Below are 19,487 nucleotides of genomic sequence, written 5' to 3' on the forward strand. Positions count from 1 at the left end.
ACAGCATGATCAGAACAAAGAGAAATCCATTTGAGACGTAGAAAAAAAACAGATTATGCGGTAATATAGTGTAGAGATAATAAAGGTGGGAGGAATTGTATGGCCCTGCAGTTTATTCTGGGAGGCTCCGGAGCGGGAAAAACCAGATTTTTATATGAAAACATAATAAAACAGTCTTTAGAGCACAAAAACAGCCAGTTTATTTTACTGGTTCCTGAGCAGTTTACTATGCAGACCCAAAAAGAGATTGTAGGTCTTCATCCCTGCCACGGCACTATGAACATTGATATTGTCAGCTTTGAAAGATTGGCGTACAGAGTGTTTGAGGAGCTGGCTGTGGAAAATTTGTCTGTTTTAGACGATATGGGAAAGTCCATGATTTTGAGAAAGGTGGCGGCGGGAGAAAAAAAAGACATGGAGGTCTTTAAAAGCCATCTGGAGCAGGCAGGCTTTATCAGCCAGGTAAAATCTATGATTTCAGAGCTTTATCAGTACGGGATTTCCAGAGAAATGTTGGAGGAGGCCTGTAAAAAGGCGGGAAGCCCTTTGCTTAGGGGCAAGCTAAGGGAGCTGTCGGCTATTTACGGAGGCTTTCAGGAATATATTGAGGAAAAATTTATTACTGCAGAGGAAATTCTGGACGTGTTGTGCCGTTTAATCCCCAGATCCGGGAAAATGAGAGACAGCTATGTGGCCTTAGACGGGTATACTGGTTTTACTCCTGTGCAGTACCGGCTGTTAGAGCAGATGATGATTTGCTGCAGGCAGGTTCAGGTGACGGCAGCTGTGGAGAAGGAGGCCGAGCCTTTTATAGAGGGAGGCATCCAGAATCTGTTTTATATGAGCAAACACATGCTGGCATGTTTAAAGGAAATAGCAGACAGAAATCAGATTCCTATTGAAAAAGAAGTATTTTTAGAGGACAGGCCTTACCCCAGATTTAAAGAAGGGGAAAAAAGGCCGGCTTTGGATTTTCTGGAGCAGAATTTATACAGGTTCAGCAGAAAAAAGTATGTGGGAATTCCCTTGGAAATCCAGCTTTGGAAAGCTTTAAATCCAGGGGAGGAGGTTAAATTTATAGTCAGGGAAATAAAAAAGGCAGTAAAGGAAAAGGGCCTTCGCTACAGGGATATTGCCGTAATTACAGGCGATCTGGAAAGCTATGGAAAAGAGGCTGTAAGGCAGTTTGAGGAGAATCAGATTCCCTACTTTTTAGATAATAAGAAAAATATTACAGATCATCCTTTAGTGGAACTAATCAGTTCAGCTTTAGAAGCGCTGCGCCGGGACTTTTCCTATGAGTCTGTGTTCCGCTATTTAAAATGCGGTTTGGCCACAGATAATTTAGAAATGCGGGACAGGCTGGAAAATTATGTGCTGGCTTTAGGCGTCCGGGGCTTTAAGCGGTGGAACAGTTTGTGGGACCAGGTTTATAAGGGAGGAGAAAATCTGAATCTGGAGGAGCTGAACCAGTATAAAGACCAGGTGATTGCTCCGCTTTCAGGCCTTAGACAGGGCATGAAGGGGGCGGAGGGAAATGTAAAGGCCAGAACTGAGGCTGTAGTAGCTTTTCTGGAGGAAATAAAGGCGGAAGAAAAGCTGCTTCAATTTGCAGAGTATTTAAAGGACCAGGGGCAGCATTCTCTGGCAGGAGAGTACAGCCAGGTTTATGGATTAGTGATGGAGTTGTTTGACAGAGTGGCGGCTCTTTTAGGGGAGGAAAAAACAGGGCTGAAGGAATATATGGAGATTCTGGACGCCGGATTTCAGGAAATTAAAGTAGGCTTAATTCCCGCCACAGTAGACAGAGTTTCTGTAGGAGACATAACCAGAACCAGGCTGGACCACATTAAGATTTTATTTTTTGCAGGTATTAACGACGGGATTGTGCCTGCCAGAAAAGAGAATAAAAGTATTTTATCAGACGAAGAAAGAACTTTGCTGAAAAGGCATCACATAGAGCTGGCGCCTACTGTAAGAGAAGAAAGCTTTTACCAAAGATATTATTTATATTTAATGATGACAAAGCCTTCCAGCCGTCTGGTTTTATCATATGCAGGCATGGGCCAGGACGGAAAAGGCCTTAGGCCGGGCAGTTTAATCGGGGAACTAAAAGGTTTATTTCCAGATTTAAGAACCAGGGATATTGGGGAGGAAAAGGAGATTGTAACCATAGAGGAAGGCAAGGAGCAAATGATCAGGCAGCTGCAGGACTACAGAGAGGGAAGGGCAGAAGGCTCTGATTTATTTCAGTGGTTTTATAAGCAGGATAAGTATAAGGAAGAGGCCAAAAGGCTGGCTGAGGCTGTGTTTTATTCTTATAAGGAAAAGGGAATCGGAAAAGCGGCTGCCAGGGAGCTGTACGGAAAAATTTTAAACGGCAGCGTCACCAGGCTGGAGCAGTATGAGGCCTGCGCTTACGCTCATTTTTTAACTTATGGTTTAGAGCTGAGGGAAAGGAAGCAGTATGAGCTGGCGCCTGTAGATATAGGAAATTTATTTCATAAGTCTATTGACTCCTGCTTCAGAAAACTTCAGGAGGAAAGAAAAAAGCTTCCGGAGCTTACAGATGAGGAAAGAAAACAGCTGGTGAAGGACTGCGTTTTACAGACAGCAGAGGAGTACGGCAACACTATTTTAAAAAGTACGGCCAGAAACACATACATTGCCAGCCAGGTAGAGCGGATTACAGATAAAACTATGTGGGCTTTGGCAAAACAGCTGGAAAAAGGGGATTTTACCCCTGTCGGCTTTGAGGTGGCATTTTCTTCTCTGGACAATTTAAAGGCAATGAAAATTCCTCTTTCTAAGGAGGAGGCTTTGCATCTTCGGGGAAGAATTGACAGATTGGACGTGTGCGAGGACCAGGAAAATGTTTATGTAAAGATTATTGATTACAAGTCGGGAACTACTGCTTTTGATTTGGGAGCCTTATATTACGGACTTCAGCTGCAGCTGGTAGTATATATGGACGCGGCTGTAGAAATGGAGGAGAGAAAAAATCCTTATAAAAAGGTGATTCCGGCGGGAATATTTTACTACCACATTAAAGACCCTGTGGCAGACGGCACTGCAGTTACAGAGCCTGAGGATGTGGAGGCAGAAATACTGAGACAGCTGAAAATGACAGGCTTAGTAAACAGCGAGTTGGAGGTGATTTTCCACCTGGACAGAGAAATAGAAAAAGCTTCTGATGTGATTCCTGTGGCTATGAAGGACGGAATAATACAGGAGGCCAGATCTTCTGTAGCCAGCAGGAAACGCTTTCAGTCTCTTCGTTATTTTGCCAGAGAAAAACTGCAGTCGGCAGGCAGGGAGATTTTAGATGGAAATACAGCCATCAAGCCATATAAACAGGGAAACAGGTCTGCCTGCGACTATTGCCCTTATCACAGCGTCTGTGGGTTTGACCAAAGGCTTGGCGGCTATGAATTTAAAAAATTCCGGTCTGTAAAGCCAGAGGAAATATGGAAAGAAATTGAGAAGGAGGGAGAAGATGGCGGTAAACTGGACAGATAAGCAAAAACAGGTCATTGAATCCCACAACAGAAACCTGCTGGTGTCTGCAGCAGCAGGAAGCGGAAAAACAGCGGTGCTGGTAGAACGGATTATCAGAATGATTACAGAGGGAGAACACCCGTTAGACATTGACCAGCTTTTAGTTATGACCTTTACAAAGGCTGCAGCTGCGGAAATGAAGGAAAGAATCGGGGCGGCGATTAACCAAAAGCTGGAGGAGGACAGCTCCAATTCTCATTTGCAGATTCAGGCTACCTTAGTGCAGCAGGCTCAGATTACTACAATAGACAGTTTCTGCACCTCCATTGTGAGAAATCATTATAATAGTCTGGACATTGACCCGGCTTTTAGAATCGGGGAGGAGGGAGAAATTCTCCTTTTAAAAAATGACGTTATGAAAGAGCTTTTAGAGGACTGGTACGCAGAGGGAAAAGAAGAATTTCTTCAGTTTGTGGAAGCCTTTTCATCAGGCAGAGGAGATTTTGGAATAGAGGAGGTTATTTTTCAGGTATACGAATTTTCCCAAAGTACTCCATGGCCTAGACAGTGGTTTTTAGACTGCAGAAATCAGCTGAATCACGGGGAGCTGGAAGAAGGCAGTGGTAAATGGCTGGATTTTTTAATGAAAGACGTGTGGGTGCAGATAAGGGAAATGCTTCGCCAGGTGAAGGAAGCTTATGAAATCTGCTTAGAGCCGGACGGCCCCGCGCCTTACGAGGCGGCTATAGAAGAGGATAAAAAAATATTGGAGGACTTACTTTCCGGAGAAACTTACTACCAGCTGGCTAAGGCCATAAGGGAGATGAAGTTTGGAAGGCTGGCGGCAGTGCGGGGCAAGGAAGTAGATCCGGACAAAAAAGCTTACGTATCAGACTGCCACAATCTGGTGAAAAAGGCTGTGGGAAAAATAAAGGACCTGTATTTTTTTACTCCCTTAGAGGAGACAAAGGAAGCTATGAAGGGGGCGGCGGTGCCTCTTTTGGTCCTTGTGGATTTGGCGGAGGATTTTTACATCAGGTATCAGGAGGAAAAAAAGGAAAAGAACCTGGTGGACTTTTCAGATTTAGAGCATTTTGCTCTGGAGGTTCTCACTGTCTGTAAGACAGATGAAGTTTCTGGGGAGACGGTGAGAAAGCCGTCCCAGGCGGCGGAGGAGCTGGCAGATAAGTATGTAGAGATTTTAGTGGACGAGTATCAGGACAGCAATGATGTTCAGGAAACCTTAATCCGCTGTATTTCCAGAGAAAGACGGGGGACTCCCAATGTGTTTATGGTGGGGGATGTGAAACAGAGCATTTATCAGTTTCGTCTGGCAAAGCCTGATTTATTTCTGGAAAAGTACCAGTCTTATGAGGAAAAGGACAGCAGATATCAGAAAATACAGCTGCATCAAAACTTCCGCAGCAGAAAAACAGTTTTGGACAGTGTAAATGAAGTGTTTTATAAAATTATGACAAAGTCTCTTGGAAATATTGTTTATACAGAAGAGACAGCCCTTCACTCCGGCGCTGAATTCGCCCCTTGTGAGAACGGGGAAGCAGGGGGGAAAACGCAGCTGCTTTTAGTGGATACAGATATAGAGATAATGAAACAGCTGGATGAAGAGCACATGGATTACACTGCAAAAGAAATGGAAGCCAGGCTGATAGGGGAAAAGATTAAGGAAATGACAGATCCTGAAACAGGCCTTATGGTGTGGGACAAGGAAACAGGCTACAGAAGAGCCAGGTACAGAGACATGGTAATTCTTTTAAGAAGTCTTACAGGCTGGGCCGAGGTGATTCAAAATATTTTAATGAACCAGGGAATTCCCGTTTATGCAGAATCCAGAACAGGTTATTTTACAACGGTAGAGGTGGAAACAGTGCTGGCTCTGCTGTCTGTTATTGACAATCCCATGCAGGATATTCCTTTAGCGGCAGTGCTTAAATCTCCTGCAGCCGGATTTTCGGATCAGGAAATGGCTCATATAGCCGCAGCAGGGAAAAAGGGGACGGAGACAGGGAAAGAGCCGGGGCTTTACGATAACTGCCTTTACTTTATGAGGAAATATAAAGAGGAAGGCTTTGACGCTTCAGAGGAAAATAGGCAAATATATTTAAAGCTGGAATCCTTTTTTAAGCAGCTGGAGGATTTTAGGAAAAAAAGCGTGTATTTGTCCTTACATGAATTGATTTATGAGATTTTCAGGGAAACAGGGTATTACGATTACGTTTCCGCCATGCCTGCAGGGGAAGTGAGGCGGGCCAATCTGGACATGCTGGCTCAGCGGGCTTCTTCCTATGAAAAAAGCAGCTATAAAGGCTTATTCCAATTTGTCAGGTATATTAACAGCCTGAAAAAGTACAACACAGATTTTGGAGAGGCCTCTGCTTTAGGAGAAAACGACGATACAGTGAGAATAATGAGTATCCATAAAAGTAAAGGCCTGGAATTTCCTGTAGTGTTTTTGGCAGGCCTGGGGAAAAAGTTTAATAAAAGAGACGTTTACAGCAAGGTGTTAATTGATCCGGAGCTGGGCATAAGCGCTGATTATACAGACCTGAAGCTGCGGGTGAAAATTCCTACTTTAAAAAAGCAGGTTCTCAGGCGGAAATTAGAGCTGGACGGCATGGGAGAAGAGCTGAGAGTTCTTTATGTAGCCATGACAAGGGCCAAAGAAAAGCTGATTATGACAGCGGCGGACAAATATATAAAACAAAAGCAGGAAAAGTGGGCTAAGACGCCTGTATTTGACAGCCAGATTCCCTTTACCTATTTGTCCTCTGCCGGCTGCGTTTTAGACTGGCTTTTAATGACTCAGGCTGACGGAGAGGGAAATATTGAAGTAAAGGAAATACCGGCCGGGGAGCTTTTGGGAAAAGAAATGGCGGACCAGGAGGAGAAGCACATTTTCAGGGAAAAGCTGTTTGAAGCAGAAAACAGCCAGGAAGAAAGAGAAAATGACTGGGCCAGCCTGATGGACGAAATTATGTCCAGCCAATATGCTTTTTGGGAGGATTTAAGTCTTCACACGAAAATGACTGTGTCTGAGCTGAAGCAGCAGGGGCAGATGGTGGACGAGGAAGAATCTGAAAGCCAGTTTGTGCCTACAGTTCCTGTGTTTTTGCGGGAGGAGGGAGAGAAAAAGGAGAGGGGAGTCTTTAGAGGAACAGCTTACCACAGAACCTTGGAGCTGCTGGATTTTAGAATCATAGGCTCTAAAAAGCAGCTGCAGGCCCAGCTAAATGATCTGGTGGAAAACAGGCTGCTGACAAAAGCCAACAGGGACTTGGTGTCTGCAGATGTGCTGTGGGGGTTTTTTAAGTCCTCTTTAGGACAGAAAATGCGCACTGCTGCCTTAGAAAACAGGCTGCACAAGGAGCAGCAGTTTGTTATAGGCGTTCCCGCCAGGGAGCTTATGCTTGGCAATTCAGAAGAAAGAATATTAATACAGGGAATTATTGACGCTTATATGGAGGAGGACGGGGAGCTGGCGGTAGTTGATTATAAAACAGATCAAATTACAGCAGGCCAGGAAAAAATTTTAATTCACAGATACAGCGTACAGCTGGATTATTATAAAAAAGCTTTAGAACAGATGACAGGAAAAAAGGTAAAGGAAAAAATTATTTACTCCCTGGCCCTTCAAAAAGAAATTTTCCTGTAATCAAAGGCGAAAGAAGAAAAAGAAGGAGAATAACAGAGTATGATTCCTGATAAAGAAGTAAAATTAACCCAAATGTCTCAGGCAGCAGGCTGCGGAGCTAAAATCGGTCCAGGCACCCTGCAGAATATTTTGTCAGGCCTTCCTAAATTTCAGGACGAAAACTTGCTGGTGGGGATTGAAACAAATGACGACGGGGCGGTATACAAGATTTCAGAGGATTTGGCTATTATACAAACCCTGGACTTTTTTCCTCCGGTGGCGGACGATCCTTATGTATTTGGACAGGCGGCTGCGGCCAATGCTCTCAGCGATATTTACGCCATGGGAGGAGAGCCTAAAATCGCCCTGAATATTGTGGCCTGGCCCAACTGTGTAAACCCTGAGTTTTTAGGGAGAATTTTGGCAGGAGGAGCAGACAAGGTAAAGGAGGCCGGGGCAGTTTTAGCAGGAGGACATTCTATTGAAGACCAGGCGCCAAAATATGGCCTTAGTGTTACCGGCTTTGTGGACCTTAAAAAAATGTTTAAAAACTGCGGGGCAAAGCCTGGAGATGTGCTGATTCTCACAAAGCCTTTGGGAACCGGAATTGTAAATACGGCAGTAAAAGCAGGGCTGGCTTCTAAGGAAGCAGAGGAAGAGGTAATTAAGGTTATGACCTGCTTAAATAAAATTGCCAAGGAAACAGCCGAAAAGTATGATGTGCACAGCTGCACAGATGTGACTGGCTTTGGACTTGCAGGACACGGAACTGAAATGGCAGACGGCAGCAATGTAACGCTAAAGATCAGTATTTCCGCTTTGCCTGTGCAGCCGGAGGCGGCAGAATATGCTAAAATGGGAATGGTGCCTGAGGGAGCTTACAGAAACAGAAAATTTACAGAAAAAAAGGTGGATTGTCAGGCGGCCAAAGAATTTGAGCAGGATATTTTTTATGACCCTCAAACATCAGGAGGCCTTTTGCTCAGCGTTTCTCCTGAAGACGGGGAAAACATTATAAAGGATTTAAAGGCTGCCGGCTTAAATACCTCTTTTGCCATAATCGGAACAGTGGTGGAAAGGGAAGAGAAAAGTGTAAGATTAGTGCCATGAGTAAAAGTATTTATATGGATTATGCAGCTACCAGTATTAAAAGGCCTGAAGCTGTTATACAGGCAGTGGCCTGGGCTATGGAATTTATGGGCAATCCAGGGAGAGGGGCTGGGGAACAGTCTTTAATCGCCTCCAGAACAGTGTTTGCCGCCAGGAAAAAATTGTGCAGGCTGTTTTCTGCAGAAGGCCCGGAACAGGTAGTATTTACTTTAAATGGGACAGAAAGCTTAAATACTGCTATAAAAGGCCTTATAAAGCCGGGAGACCATGTGGTGACAACATGTTTAGAGCACAATTCTGTGTTAAGGCCTTTATACCTTTTAGAGCAGGAGGGGGCAACCCTTACAGTCCTCCCCTTTAGCAGGGGAAAAAATACTGTGGACGCAGCAGATTTTCAGAAAGCTTTCCGCCCAAACACAAAGCTGGCTGTGTGCACTCACGCCTCAAATTTAACAGGAGATTTAAATAATATAGAGGAAATCGGAGCTGCCTGCAGGAAAAACGGAGTTTTGTTTTTAGTAGACGCGGCGCAGACAGCAGGAGTATTTCCTATTAATATGGAGAAAATGAATATTGACATTTTAAGCTTTACAGGACATAAAAGCTTAATGGGACCTCAGGGCACAGGGGGACTGTGCGTGAGAAAAGGTATAAATATAAAACCGATAAAAGTAGGCGGCAGCGGCATTCATTCCTTTTCCAAAACCCATCCGGAAAAACTGCCGGAGGCTTTGGAGGCGGGCACAGTAAACAGCCACGGAATAGCAGGCTTGCTGGCAGCCTTAGAATTTCAGGAGAAAATGGGGCGGGAAAATATTTTCCAGAGAGAGAAAATGCTTACAAATAGGTTATATCAGGGCCTTAGGACAATTCCCGGAGTAAAAATTTACGGAGAAAAGAAAGAGGAGAAGGCTCCTATTGTGGCCGTTAATTTTTTAGATTATGATTCGGCAGAGGTGGCAGACGAACTGGCGGAGCGATATGGAATTCAGACCAGAGCAGGAGGGCACTGCGCGCCTCTTCTCCACAAAGCCTACGGGACGGAAAAACAGGGAATGGTCAGATTTAGCTTGTCCTGGCAGAATACTGAGGAGGAAGTAGATCAGGTAATAGAGGCAGTCAGGCAGCTTAGCAGGGAGGAAGGTCTGTGAGAAAAAAAGAAGACAGAATTGTAATTTCCTTTCACACTACTACTGAGGCTGTGGCTATGGAGGACAGCTGCAGGAGAGATAAGATTCCGGGGAGAATGATTCCCCTTCCCACTGTCATTTCTGCAGGCTGCGGTTTAGCCTGGAGCTCTGAGGCAAAAAATCGGGAGATGATTCTTTCTTATATGGAAAAATCAGGGCTTGAGTATGAGACGGCAGGGATTTACAGAATTTAAAGGCATTATGTTAGGGGGAGGCCAGGTGGAAAGAAAGCCGGAAATCTGGACAATAGAAGAAAACTATTTAAAAAAAAGAAAAAAACCTTTGTACCAGGTATTAGGTTTACAGGCAGATGGGGAAAAGACTTTTGTAATCAGTCTGGTGGGAGGCGGGGGGAAAACGACGGCCGGCCGGCAGCTGGCCAGAGAATTTTCAGCCGCAGGATATAAAACTGCATTTACAACCAGCACAAAAATAAGAATTCCTGATGAAGGGTATTTGTCAGAAAACTTTGCCTCCTGGAAAAAACAATATCCAGAAGATTATATAACAGCAGGAATTCCATGGAACCTTCAAAAATTAACAATGGTTCAGGGGGAACAGTGGGAGGAGCTGAAAAGCTGGGCAGATGTAATTATTGTGGAGGCGGACGGAGCCAGGATGCTGCCTATTAAGCTGCCGGCTGCCTGGGAGCCTGTAATACTGAAGGAAACCTCTGTAATCATAGGGTGCATAGGGCTGGACTGTATTGGAAAGCCCTGGAAACAGGTTTGCTTCCGGTGGGAGCTTGGGAAAGGCTTAAACGGCGGGGAAGTAATTACTCCTGAGAAGGCGGCAAAAGTGATATTGTCTGAGGATGGTTTAAAAAAAGGAACAGAGGGCAGGAGATATGTGCTCCTTTTAAATAAGGGAGATACAAAAGAAAGGCTGGAATACGGAAGAAAAATACTGGAGATCACACAGCTGGACGGAGGGATTACCAGCTTTAGAAGGAAGGGGCAGGAAAAATGAACAGACAAGTAGTGCTTATAAAAGGGGCGGGAGATTTGGCAACAGGAATTGCCTGCCGTCTGCATAACTGCGGTTTTGCCGTAGTAATGACAGAAATCCCGGCGCCTACCACTGTGCGGAGGACTGTGGCTTTTTCCAGAGCAGTTTATGAAAAAAAGGCTGTTGTGGAAGGAATCACAGGAGTTTTGTGCAAAACTGCAGAAGAAATACGAGAAGCTGTGGAGCACAGACAAATCGGCGTGATTGTAGATGAACATTGTGAAATCAGGGAAAAACTGCATCCAGACGTTTTGGTGGATGCAATTTTGGCAAAGAAAAATACAGGCACATGTATTAAAGACGCTCCTGTTGTAATTGGGGCGGGGCCAGGTTTTTTTGCAGGTAAGGACTGTCACTGTGTAGTAGAAACGAAAAGAGGCCATGATTTAGGCAGGTGTATTTACCAGGGCAGCGCGGCGCCTAATACTGGAGTGCCGGGATTAATCGCAGGTTATGGAAAAGAGAGGCTGATTAAAGCCACGGCGGAGGGAATATTTAAAGGCAGAGCACAAATAGGACAAACTGTAAATGCAGGAGATGTTGTGGGTTATGCAGGAGAAACTCCGATCACTGTGGAAATCGGCGGAGTTATCAGAGGTTTGCTTCAGGATGGAGTTTTGGTTTACAAGGGAATGAAGGCCGGGGATGTGGACCCAAGAGATGTAAAGGACAACTGTTATACTGTGTCTGACAAGGCCAGAGCCATTGGAGGGGGAGTTTTAGAAGGTATTTTAACCTTAGAATATGGAGACAGAAAATAAGGGAAAGGAAGTCGCATGGAAAAAGCTTTAGTTTTATTGGCGGCAGGGGACGGCAGAAGATTCGGCGGCAATAAGCTGTTTTATCCTGTAGAGGGAATTCCTATGTACAAAAGAATCAGCAGTCAGATTCTCACATTAGATAAAAAAATTTTTTCTGCTAAAATTTTAGTAACTCAGTACCAGGATATAGGGAGAGAGCTGGAAAAACAAGGCTTTACTGTGATTATGAATCATTGCAGCCATCTGGGGATTTCTCATTCTATAAAGCTGGCTGTTCTGGAGGCAGAAAAAAATGAAAATCTTCAGGCTCTTTGCTTTACTGTGTGCGACCAGCCCTGGCTCACCGGAAAAACTATTGAAAAGCTTATTTGTCAGTGGGAGAAAAGCAAAAAAGGAATGGGCTGCACTGCGTTTTCCAAACAGACAGGAAATCCTGCTGTGTTTGAGAGAAAATACTGGAGGGAGCTTTTAGAATTAAGGGGGGACAAGGGAGGAAAGAAAGTAATTATGTCCCACCAGGAGGATGTATTTTATATGCAGGTGGAGCATGAAAAGGAGCTTTGGGATATAGATTTTCCAATCCGGGAGCAGGGAGATTAAGATAGTCAAATACGTCAGATTATGATATGATGGGTAAAGTTATTAACACTTGGAGGAAGAATATGACAGGTTCAGCAAAAATAATTAGCTTTAATGATAACGCTCACGCTATTGTTTCATCTGCAGGCAGAATTTCTACTACAAAGGGATCTGCCAATGAAATATATGAGAAATCATGTTCCAATGATAAGGAAAAAAATATTAACTTAATTAATAAGATTTTATCATCTGGCCACGAGTCAGTTATAGAGCATATATTTTTTAATTTATCTTTTGATAATGTGTCTGTTTTCGTAGAGCAGTTTTTAATAGAATTTCGGTTAGCGTCTTTTACAGTAAAGTCCAGAAGATATGTGGATTTTGGAAAAATGGGTTATTTTACTCCGGATTTTTCCCATTATGAGCAGGAGAAAAAAGAAAAACTGGAGAATTTGTACTCCTCTCATATGGAATATTTATTCCAGCAGTATAATGAGCTGATTGAGGCGGGAATTCCAAAAGAGGACGCCCGGTTTGTGCTGCCCTACAGCTTTAGAAGTAATTTTTATTGCTCTGTAAACGCCCGCCAGCTAATAAAAATTATGAATGAAATGGTATACGGGAGAGGAAAAAATTATCCTGAATTAGTAGAGCTGGGCCAGTCTTTGTTTGCACAGTGTGAAGAAAAGCTGCCGTTTTTGGCGGTGAGAAAACCGGACATGGCAAAGGATACAAAACTGGCGGAAATCTTTGACAATGGAGAGAAAAAAGCAGACCAGTCTAAAACGCCTTTTGTATCAGTAATCAGCAGCACAGAACATCCAGAGGAGCTGATTGTAAAGGCGGCGGCCTTAAATTATGGCTGCAGTGACCTGGAGTTAGTGAATGCCTGGAGCAAGGATGAGAAAAAACAGAAATTAATTATAAAAGAGCTGTTAAAAACAGGCAGAAAAAGAGAGCTGGAACAGGTGGATTTTACAGTTATATTCCACAAAATTTCTCTGGCCGGAATTACTCATTTAGTCCGCCACAGAATGCAGTCTATTATTATTCCAGGATATATTAAAAACTGCAGCTATAAAAAATATGTGCTTCCTGAAAGCATTGTAGAAGCAGGCCTGGAGGATAAATATAAAGAAGTATTTGAAAAAAGCGAAGATGCAGTAAAACAGCTGGAGGAGCTGGGATTTTATTACTGGGACAAGGCATACCTTTTGTTAAGCGGAATGACTGTGCCGGTGATGACTACTATTAACGCCCATGAATTATACACATTTTTCAGGCTTAGAACATGCAACAGAGCCCAGTGGGAGATTAAGAATAATGCGGACCAGCTTTTAAAGCTTTTAAGACAAAAGCATCCTGTGCTGTTTTCTTATTTTGGCCCTACTTGCTTTATGACGGGAAAGTGTTCAGAAGGAGCTATGACCTGCGGAAAAATGAAAAAGGTCTGCAGCTTTTATGAGAGTAATGAATTATGATAAATCATATATATGACGTAAGCGGAGATCTTCCGGGAAATGTATTTCTGATTAAGGGGGAAAAAAACTTCCTTTTTGACACAGGCATGGCCTGCTGCGGGGAGAAAATGGCAGAACGCACAGAGGAGGCTTTAAAGGGAGAGAAGCTGGACTATGTATTTCTTACCCATTCTCACTATGATCACGTTTCCGGCCTCCCTTTTTTAAGAAGAAAATGGCCTGACTTAACAGTATATACGGCGCCTCACGGAAAAGGGGTTCTGGAAAAGGAATCTGCTTTGGCGGCTATCCGCCGTATGAATCTGGCGGGAGCAAAAGTTCAGAATATGAAAGAGCCTGCTTATGAGGAGTGGGAATTAAGGGCTGATAAAACATTGACTGACGGCCAGTCTGTAGATTTGGGGAGCTGGCAGGTTACAGCAGTAGAAACGCCGGGCCACACCAGGGACTGCCTTTCGTATTTAGTGAAAAGAAGGGGCTGTGAAAAAGCCTTGCTTATGTGCTGTGAAACTGCAGGGGTCTACGCAGGAGAAGCAGGCTTTATGCCTTGCTTTTTAGTTGGATATACCAGCGCCATTCAGTCTATAGAAAAGATGAAAGGCCTGGGAGCCCAGTTGATTTTGCTTTCCCACTACGGCATAATATCTTTACAGCAAAGCCCTGATATTTGGGAAAAATGTCTGGAGGACGCAAAAAAGGCTAAGTCTGTAATGGAAAAGGCGGTTCTTTCCAATATGACTGAGGAGGAGCAAATAAAGGCTATGGCGGAAGTTTTCTGGACAGAGCCGGTGTGGCCGTACCAGCCTTTTGACGCCTTTGCAGCTAATATGAAAGCTATGCTGAAAACTGTAAGACAGGAGACGTTGGGGAGGAATTTTTAACATGAATATAATTGCGGCAGTAGATAAAAATTGGGCTATAGGAAAGCAGGGAGGCCTTCTTGTATCTATACCTGACGATATGAAGCTGTTTAGGGAGGAAACTCTTGGAAAGGTTGTAGTTATGGGAAGAAAAACCCTGGAAAGCCTGCCTGGGGGACAGCCTTTATATGGAAGAACTAATATTGTGCTTACCTCTGACAAAAACTACAAGGTAAAGGGAGCCATTATCTGCCACAGCTTAAAGGAGGCTTTATGGGAGCTGGAAAGATACCCGTCAGAAGACGTTTTTATAGCCGGAGGACAAAGTATTTATGAACAGTTTCTGCCGTACTGCAATATAGCCCATATTACCTGGATTGATTTTACGTATGAGGCTGATACGTGGATGGAAAATCTGGACAAGCATCCTCAGTGGAAAATGATTTTGGAAAGCGAGGAGCAAACATATTTTAACTTATGTTATTCTTTCAGAATGTACAAGAGGGTAAAGCAGACATTTTAGCCTAGAAAGAGAGACTAATATGAATTTACAGTTTTTGCGGTATGCAGCGGAAGTAGAAAAGACAGGTTCCTTTACTCAGGCAGCTGAAAATCTGTATATGAATCAGCCTCACCTGAGCAGGGCTGTCAGGGAGTTGGAAAAGGAAATGGGGTTTTCCATTTTCAACAGAACCGGCAGAGGAATTGTGCCTACAGAGGCAGGGGAGGAATTTTTGCGCCATGCCAAAGAGGTGCTGGCAAAGGTGGACCAGCTGGAGCAGCTGAAAGACAAAAATGAAAAGAAAAAATATTGTCTTTGTCTGGCGGCAGTCAGGGCAGAATATATTCAAAATGCAGTGGCTGCTTTTGCAGCAGAACATACAGGTGAAAAGGAAATGTCCCTTCATTTTGAAGAAACAGGGGCCAGAGAAGTGATTTCCCGTGTAGGAGAAAAAGTCTGCAGCCTGGGGATTACCCGCTATCCAAGCGCCTATGCCTCTTATTATCAGAAGCTGATGAAAGAAAAAAATCTGGTCTACCATGAGCTGGTCAGCTTCCCTTACTTGGTGGTTATGAAGAAAAATCATTCCTTAGCTGAAAAGAAGGAGCTTACATATTTAGATTTAGCCCAGTATACTGAGGTCATATATGGAAGCGAAATCATTCCGGATTTTAGTTTCAGCGCAGATTCCCAGGAGGGGAAAAAATGTATTTATGTTCAGGATAAGGACAGCGGCCGTCAAATGGTGAAGCTGGTGCCCGGAGCATATATGTGGGACGCCCCCGGCTCAGAAGCTTTGAACCTTTCTCAGGGACTGGTGCAGAGAATCTGCAGCCGCCCGGGAAATGAATATAAGGACGTGGCTATTTACAGGCAGGACTGCAGGCAGACAGAGGCAGAAAAACGTTTGTTGCGTATTGTGGAGAATGAGGCTGTTAAAAGTAATAAGATAATAGAAAGAATAACAAAGTGAAATAAAATAAGAGGAATGCCTGAAAGGAATAAAGGTATTCCTTTTTTGTATCTTCCAAAAAAGAAAAAAGTATGTTATATTTATAACGTTAATAAAATAACAAACAAAAATTACATAAAACTAAGAACTTACGTAAAAACAAATCTAAAATTAATAAAAAAAGGAGAAACAGACATGGCAAGATTTACATTACCAAGAGATTTATATCACGGCAAAGATGCATTAGAAGCTTTAAAGACTTTAAAAGGCAAAAAAGCCATTGTAGTTGTAGGCGGCGGTTCCATGAAACGTTTCGGCTTCCTGGATAAGGTAGAGGCATACTTAAAAGAAGCCGGAATGGAAGTAAAATTATTTGAAGGCGTAGAGCCGGACCCATCTGTAGATACTGTTATGAAGGGCGCTGCAGTTATGCGTGAATTTGAGCCGGACTGGATCGTATCTATCGGCGGCGGTTCACCTATTGACGCTGCAAAAGCTATGTGGGCATTTTATGAGTATCCGGACGTTACATTTGAAGATCTGTGCATCCCATTTAACTTCCCGACTCTGCGTACAAAAGCAAAATTCTGTGCAATTCCTTCTACATCAGGTACAGCTACAGAAGTAACTGCATTCTCTGTTATTACAGATTACAACAAGGGTATTAAATATCCTTTAGCTGACTTTAATATTACACCAGACGTAGCTATTGTAGACCCAGATCTGGCAGAGACTATGCCTAAAAAACTGACAGCTCACACAGGTATGGACGCTATGACTCATGCAATTGAAGCATATGTTTCCACACTTCACTGTGATTATACAGACCCGTTGGCTCTTCATGCAATTGAAATGATCAGCCAGGATTTAATTCCTTCTTACAACGGAGATATGGAAGCCAGAGACAGAATGCACAACGCACAGTGCCTGGCAGGTATGGCCTTCTCCAACGCTTTATTAGGAATTGTACATTCTATGGCTCATAAAACAGGAGCAGCATATACAGGCGGACATATTGTACACGGCTGTGCAAACGCAATGTACCTTCCAAAAGTAATCAAATTCAATGCAAAAGAGCCAGAGGCAGCTAAGAGATACGCTAAGATTGCAAAGTTCCTTGGCCTGGCAGGAGAAACTGACGACCAGTTAGTTGACGCTTTAATCGCTCATATTAAGAAAATGAACGCAGCTTTGGATATTCCAACCTGCATTAAAGAGTATGAAGGCGGAATTATTGACGAAAAAGAATTTATGGAAAAGCTTCCACAGGTTGCAGAGCTGGCAGTAGGAGATGCCTGCACAGGCTCCAACCCAAGAAGCATTAATCCAGAGCAGATGGCAAAGCTGCTGAAATGCTGCTACTTTGATGAAGAAGTAGACTTTTAATTACATTTGACAACAAGCCTAAGGGCGTTGTAAACCTCAGTATGGGGAATGCTGCAAAACAGAAGAAACGTCTTTTGCAGCATTCCCCAAAATTGCGTATAAATGAATTTTATTATTTTTTGTTGCCAACAGCCGTTTAAAATGCTAATATGTTGAATTAAAGAGAGAAAAATGTGTAAAGCAGAAATACATCAGTAAAAGAAAGGCAGGAAAAGAATATGTTTCCAATCGTAAAGGCAGAAAAGCTTGCCGATAAGATTTACCTGATGGACGTAAAAGCCCCACGCGTGGCAAAAGCGTGCCAGCCAGGAGAGTTTGTAATTGTAAAAATGGATGAAAAGGGAGAAAGAATTCCTTTAACAATCTGTGATTTTAATAGGGAAAGGGGAACTGTCACTATTGTATTCCAGACAGTAGGAGCCTCCACCCTGAAAATGGCTGATTTAAAGGAGGGAGACGTATTCCAGGATTTTGTAGGTCCTTTGGGAAATGCCTCTGACTTTGTAAAGGAAGATATAGAAGAATTAAAAAAGAAAAAATATTTGTTTGTGGCCGGAGGAGTTGGAACAGCTCCTGTATATCCTCAGGTAAAGTGGTTCCATGAAAACGGCATCCAGGCAGATGTAATTATGGGAGCAAAGAATAAAGAGCTGGTGATTCTGGAAGACATGATGAGGGAAGTAGCCGGAAATCTTTATGTGACTACAGACGACGGTTCTAATGGCAGAAAAGGCATGGTTACAGACGTGGTGAAGGAGCTGGTGGCAGCTGGAAATCACTATGACGTGTGCGTGGCTATCGGACCTATGATTATGATGAAATTTGTCTGTCTGCTGACAAAGGAATTAGGGATTTCTACAATTGTCAGCATGAACCCGGTTATGGTAGACGGCACAGGAATGTGCGGAGCCTGCCGCCTTACTGTAGGAGATAAGGTGAAATTTGCCTGTGTAGACGGACCGGAGTTTGACGGACACCTGATTAACTTTGACGAGGCTATGAAAAGGCAGCAGATGTATAAGACAGAGGAAGGCCGCGCCATGCTGAAGGCCCAGGAGGGGGAAACCCACCACGGCGGCTGCGGACATTGCGGAGGTGATAAATAATGGACGTTTTAAAGAAAGTACCAGTAAGAGAACAAGACCCTAAGGTAAGAGCCGCAAACTTTGAAGAGGTGTGCTTAGGTTATAATAAAGAAGAGGCAATGGAAGAGGCAAAGCGGTGCCTGAATTGTAAAAATGCAAAATGTGTAGGCGGCTGCCCTGTATCTATTAATATTCCCGGGTTTATTAAGGAAGTAGCTCAGGGGAATTTTGAGGAAGCGGCAAAGATCATTGCAGAATCATCTGCTCTGCCTGCAGTTTGCGGCCGTGTATGTCCTCAGGAAACACAGTGCGAGGGCGTGTGCATCCGCGGAATTAAGGGCGAGGCAGTTTCTATTGGAAAGCTGGAGCGTTTTGTGGCGGACTGGTCCAGAGAAAACGGATTTGTGCCGGCAAAACCTGAAAAGACAAACGGCAAAAAGGTAGCTGTTATTGGTTCCGGCCCTTCTGGACTTACATGTGCGGGAGACCTGGCTAAAATGGGCTATGAGGTTACTATTTTCGAGGCTCTTCACGAACCCGGAGGAGTGCTTACATATGGTATTCCAGAGTTCCGTCTGCCAAAGGAAACTGTTGTGCGCACAGAAATTGACAATGTTAGAAAGCTGGGAGTAAAAATTGAGACTGACGTAGTAATTGGAAAGTCTGTTACGATTGACGAGCTGATGAGCGAAGAAGGTTTCCAGGCTGTATTTATTGGCTCCGGCGCAGGACTTCCAAAATTCATGGGAATTCCAGGAGAAAACGCCAACGGCGTATTTTCAGCTAACGAGTATCTGACAAGAAGCAACCTGATGAAGGCCTTTAGAGACGACTACGACACACCTATTGCCGCAGGGAAAAAGGTATGTGTTGTAGGCGGAGGAAACGTTGCTATGGACGCCGCCAGAACAGCTCTTCGTCTGGGCGCGGACGTACATGTTGTGTACAGAAGAAGCGAGGCAGAGCTGCCTGCCCGTGTGGAGGAGGTTCACCATGCAAAGGAGGAAGGCATTATTTTTAATCTGCTTACAAATCCAGTGGAGATTCTTACAGATGACAACGGCTGGGTAAAAGGCATGGTAGTGAGAAAAATGGAGCTGGGAGAGCCGGATGCTTCCGGAAGAAGAAGACCGGTAGAGGTAGCTGGTTCCGACTTTACCATTGACTGCGATACAGTGATTATGTCCCTTGGAACATCGCCTAACCCATTGATTTCCAACACTACAGAAGGTTTGGAGATTAATAAATGGAAATGTATTATTGCTGAAGAAAATAACGGACAGACAACAAAAGAGGGAGTTTATGCAGGAGGAGACGCCGTAACAGGCGCGGCAACTGTAATTTTGGCTATGGAAGCAGGAAGAGCAGGAGCCAGAGGCATCGACGAATTTTTGTCTGGAAAATAAAAATAAAGATTAGTTAAAAT

Annotated in this window: 15 protein-coding genes; all 15 read left to right on the forward strand. The window is 43.8% G+C overall.

The features are described from left to right. Nucleotides 1-99 precede the first annotated feature (99 nt). The 15 genes from addB to gltA all read left to right on the forward strand — a co-directional run bounded on the left by addB (nt 100) and on the right by gltA (nt 19,467). Nucleotides 100-3,519 carry a helicase-exonuclease AddAB subunit AddB gene (gene addB, locus C1A07_RS12760; protein ID WP_101877434.1) on the forward strand — a complete coding sequence of 1,140 codons (3,420 nt, stop codon included), beginning with the start codon at nt 100-102 and terminating at the stop codon, nt 3,517-3,519. Further along, the gene (gene addA, locus C1A07_RS12765; protein ID WP_101877435.1) at nt 3,497-7,168 is read left to right on the forward strand and encodes a helicase-exonuclease AddAB subunit AddA; all 3,672 of its coding nucleotides are present in this window, start codon (nt 3,497-3,499) and stop codon (nt 7,166-7,168) included. Before addB ends, addA begins: the two co-directional genes overlap by 23 nt. Nucleotides 7,169-7,207: 39 nt before the next feature. Then, nucleotides 7,208-8,257 carry a selenide, water dikinase SelD gene (gene selD, locus C1A07_RS12770; RefSeq protein ID WP_101877436.1) on the forward strand — a complete coding sequence of 350 codons (1,050 nt, stop codon included), beginning with the start codon at nt 7,208-7,210 and terminating at the stop codon, nt 8,255-8,257. Then, nucleotides 8,254-9,408: an aminotransferase class V-fold PLP-dependent enzyme gene (locus C1A07_RS12775; protein ID WP_101877437.1), complete on the forward strand. Its 1,155-nt coding sequence runs from the start codon at nt 8,254-8,256 to the stop codon at nt 9,406-9,408. Before selD ends, C1A07_RS12775 begins: the two co-directional genes overlap by 4 nt. After that, complete coding sequence (locus C1A07_RS12780; RefSeq protein ID WP_101877438.1) at nt 9,405-9,641, forward strand: DUF3343 domain-containing protein; 237 nt, start codon at nt 9,405-9,407, stop codon at nt 9,639-9,641. The genes C1A07_RS12775 and C1A07_RS12780 overlap by 4 nt, the downstream gene beginning before the upstream one ends. After that, the gene (yqeC, locus tag C1A07_RS12785) at nt 9,613-10,416 is read left to right on the forward strand and encodes a selenium cofactor biosynthesis protein YqeC (protein ID WP_101877439.1); all 804 of its coding nucleotides are present in this window, start codon (nt 9,613-9,615) and stop codon (nt 10,414-10,416) included. Before C1A07_RS12780 ends, yqeC begins: the two co-directional genes overlap by 29 nt. Further along, on the forward strand, nt 10,413-11,216 hold the full coding sequence (gene yqeB, locus C1A07_RS12790) for a selenium-dependent molybdenum cofactor biosynthesis protein YqeB (RefSeq protein WP_101877440.1): 804 nt from the start codon (nt 10,413-10,415) through the stop codon (nt 11,214-11,216). Before yqeC ends, yqeB begins: the two co-directional genes overlap by 4 nt. A gap of 15 nt (nt 11,217-11,231) precedes the next feature. Next, on the forward strand, nt 11,232-11,816 hold the full coding sequence (locus C1A07_RS12795; protein ID WP_101877441.1) for a nucleotidyltransferase family protein: 585 nt from the start codon (nt 11,232-11,234) through the stop codon (nt 11,814-11,816). A 62-nt stretch (nt 11,817-11,878) separates the two neighbouring features. Further along, nucleotides 11,879-13,276, forward strand: coding sequence for an FAD-dependent thymidylate synthase (gene thyX / locus C1A07_RS12800; RefSeq protein ID WP_180952258.1), 1,398 nt, complete (start codon nt 11,879-11,881; stop codon nt 13,274-13,276). Beyond that, nucleotides 13,273-14,157 carry an MBL fold metallo-hydrolase gene (locus tag C1A07_RS12805; protein ID WP_101877443.1) on the forward strand — a complete coding sequence of 295 codons (885 nt, stop codon included), beginning with the start codon at nt 13,273-13,275 and terminating at the stop codon, nt 14,155-14,157. The genes thyX and C1A07_RS12805 overlap by 4 nt, the downstream gene beginning before the upstream one ends. 1 nt (nt 14,158) lies before the next feature. After that, entirely contained in the window at nt 14,159-14,659 is a 501-nt protein-coding gene (locus C1A07_RS12810) for a dihydrofolate reductase (protein WP_101877444.1), read from the forward strand. Nucleotides 14,660-14,678: 19 nt separating this feature from the next. Next, nucleotides 14,679-15,611 (forward strand): LysR family transcriptional regulator, encoded by a 933-nt coding sequence (locus C1A07_RS12815; protein WP_101877445.1) that lies wholly within the window; start codon nt 14,679-14,681, stop codon nt 15,609-15,611. Between the two features lie 174 nt (nt 15,612-15,785). Further along, nucleotides 15,786-16,976, forward strand: a complete 1,191-nt coding sequence (locus C1A07_RS12820; RefSeq protein ID WP_101878146.1) for an iron-containing alcohol dehydrogenase — start codon at nt 15,786-15,788, stop codon at nt 16,974-16,976. Nucleotides 16,977-17,194: 218 nt separating this feature from the next. Next, a complete protein-coding gene (locus C1A07_RS12825; protein ID WP_101877446.1) occupies nt 17,195-18,082 on the forward strand; it encodes a sulfide/dihydroorotate dehydrogenase-like FAD/NAD-binding protein in 888 nt (295 codons plus the stop codon). Continuing rightward, the gene (gene gltA, locus C1A07_RS12830; RefSeq protein WP_101877447.1) at nt 18,082-19,467 is read left to right on the forward strand and encodes an NADPH-dependent glutamate synthase; all 1,386 of its coding nucleotides are present in this window, start codon (nt 18,082-18,084) and stop codon (nt 19,465-19,467) included. Before C1A07_RS12825 ends, gltA begins: the two co-directional genes overlap by 1 nt. The last annotated feature ends 20 nt before the right edge of the window (nt 19,468-19,487 follow it).

The sequence above is a fragment of the Lachnoclostridium edouardi genome (genome assembly GCF_900240245.1).
In the GTDB taxonomy this organism is placed as follows: Bacteria; Bacillota; Clostridia; order Lachnospirales; family Lachnospiraceae; genus Lachnoclostridium_A; species Lachnoclostridium_A edouardi.